This window comes from Microcoleus sp. F10-B2 (assembly GCF_036704965.1).
GTDB lineage: Bacteria > Cyanobacteriota > Cyanobacteriia > Cyanobacteriales > Microcoleaceae > Microcoleus.
Genome location: NZ_JAUBTB010000203.1, coordinates 1 through 2,405, shown reverse-complemented (window position 1 = coordinate 2,405; position 2,405 = coordinate 1). Strand labels below are relative to the sequence as shown.

Here is a 2,405-nt window from a genome sequence, read left to right as displayed (position 1 = left end):
TCTGATTTTTCGCTCATCTGACTACATTACCATATTTTTCGGCTCTCACTCAACTATTTTTGACCTGAATCCTTACATTTGTAGATTGCCAAGAAAATAAGCGGGTGTGACGCCGCAATGGATAGAGAGACCAGAGAAATTATTGGTGTTTATATTGGCGCTCGTAGCGAAGAAGGAGCAAAACAATTATGCAATTCTCTACCTCCAGTAAATCGACAATGTGCTGTTTGCTATACAGATTTTTGGGCTGCATATGCTTGTATTTTTCCTTCGCTACGCCATCAGCCAGTTGGTAAAGACAGTGGAAACTAATCACATTGAAAGATTTAATAATAGTTGGCGCCAACGTGTTTCTCGGAGCGTAAGAAAGACTCTTTCATTTTCTAAAAAGTTAGAAAACCATAGTGGTGCTATTTGGTATTTTATCCATAATTACAACTATGTTTTGAGCCAATAAATATCTAATCACTACATATTTATCACTACCTATTATTTGTCTAATTGTATCTCTCTAGGCGGCTGTATAACGCTTGCAGCACTTGTAACTTGTGGGATTAGATGGCTGGAGCTATTCACAACGGCTGTTCCGCCTTAAAAGGCGGCTCTTCTGGCAGCGGGATAAATTCTGTCTCTTGAGGAACCTGACCAAACCTTCCCTCTTTCCAATCGAGTTTGGCTTGCTCAATGCGCGAGTGTCGGCTCGAAACAAAATTCCACCACTTATGGCGCTCACCAACAGGTTCACCGCCAACTACAATACAGCGGGCTTGGCCTGAAGCAGAAATGTTTACTTCAGTCCCTGAATTTAGAACCGCCAACCGGTGTTGTTCCAGAGGCACTCGATCGATCAGAAGTCCCTCAGTTACGCTGTAAACCGCCTGTTCGCTGTAATGGCCCGGTACGGTAAATTCTGTTCCAGGAGTCAGTTGCACGTCCAGATAAATCATGGGTGAAAATATTTGAACTGGGGAAGTGCGACCGTAGGCATCACCCGCAATTAGGGTGAACGAAACTCCTGCATCCTCCCATACAGGCAGCTCACTTGCCGGATGATGGCGAAACCAGGGGTCGGTTTCTTCGTATTCATCGGGAAGTGCTATCCAGGTTTGGATGCCGTGCAGGATGGCTTCTTTGCTGCGCTCATCGTCAGGCGTGCGTTCTGAGTGGACAATCCCTCGCCCTGCCGTCATCCAATTCACCGCACCGGGACGGATTTCTTGAACGCTGCCGACACTATCGCGGTGCAGCAAAACACCTTCAAACAGGTAGGTGACGGTTGCTAAGTTGATGTGCGGGTGCGGCCTGACATCCACGCCCCGACCGGGTGGAAACACCGCAGGGCCCAGATGGTCAAAAAAGATGAACGGGCCTACCAGCGCTAGAACGTCTGAAGGAAGCAGGCGGCGGGCTTGGAATCCACCCAAATCTTGAATGTGCGGCTCGATGAGATGCTGGATGCTATCTGTCATGATGTTGGTGAAGTTGCGAACTTTAATCGCCTGTGTCAAAAGTGCATTATACAAAAAACTATTCTTGTACTGGCCGATCGCTATATCAGTGACTTGTCCAAACTTTCCCAACGGAAAGCTGTTGTAGAGTGTCGAGTTCTCAACCAACTTTCTGTTTACGAGACGATGGAGAGTTCATCACTGACTTGAATCCGACCTTTGACTAGGGAGCGAATCAGGCGATCGAGCGAGCCGCGTTCTTCTTCGCTGATGGACTCATCGAGGATGGCGGCCATCATGCCGTAGCGGTCAGCTTTGGTGAGGCGGTGAGTATCGGTGACAGTGGCGATTAATTCGTTGATAGCGCCGGGGAGAAGGTTGACTGGAGACATGGTATTGCTTTGAACTCGACACCTCAATCATCTCCTGGTTTCCCTTAAGAGCAAGTGATGCTGCTGGTTTTTTTCCGTGATAATACTGAAAATATTCGGTGAACCAAGTCCGTGTTACAAGTGATGGAAGTCACAACATTGAAACCTATGCAGCGGTGGAACAGTGAGAACCCACCTTGCGCTCTTCAAGTGTCACACCGTGATAATTTTCGTATTCACAACTCTGAACCTCTTGCTGTGTAAGAGTTTTAGGCAATTATAGGAAAAACCGCATCCTCTTAAACCAATTCTCAACGAGTAGTGACTGTTGACTTGGAATTTCCTCAAAATTGATGCAAGCCTCATGGCTTCGTCAAAAATATCTGAATGTGACAGTCAAAGGGCCGAAGGTGGGTTAGAAGATGGTTCTGGAACTGCAACGGTGGTAACACGGACATTCGGATCGAGGGCGTCACCTTGAGAGTAAATACAATCAAATGCAGCTCGATCTTTAACCCACATTCCGCACCCCCAACTGGCACATACGCGGATTGAGAGGGTAAAAGTGAATCATCCGAGATAATAG

The 2,405-nt window shown here is 47.0% G+C and carries 2 protein-coding genes and 1 pseudogene; 1 reads left to right on the top strand and 2 read right to left on the bottom strand.

From position 1 onward, the window contains the following. Nucleotides 1–114: 114 nt before the first annotated feature. Nucleotides 115–457: pseudogene (locus QUA99_RS32575) on the top strand (IS1 family transposase); the annotation flags it as partial. Nucleotides 458–572: 115 nt separating this feature from the next. Here the strand turns inward: QUA99_RS32575 and QUA99_RS32570 are convergent. Both QUA99_RS32570 and QUA99_RS32565 read right to left on the bottom strand, forming a co-directional pair. Further along, nucleotides 573–1,616, bottom strand: coding sequence for a pirin family protein (locus tag QUA99_RS32570; protein ID WP_333245700.1), 1,044 nt, complete (start codon nt 1,614–1,616; stop codon nt 573–575). Between the two features lie 8 nt (nt 1,617–1,624). Beyond that, nucleotides 1,625–1,840 (bottom strand): hypothetical protein, encoded by a 216-nt coding sequence (locus QUA99_RS32565; protein ID WP_172190416.1) that lies wholly within the window; start codon nt 1,838–1,840, stop codon nt 1,625–1,627. Nucleotides 1,841–2,405: the final 565 nt, after the last annotated feature.

What these genes read in the sequence shown, in the direction of transcription:
- QUA99_RS32565 (WP_172190416.1), bottom strand. Translation starts at nt 1,840, where the DNA reads ATGTCTCCAGTCAACCTTCTCCCCGGCGCTATCAACGAATTAATCGCC.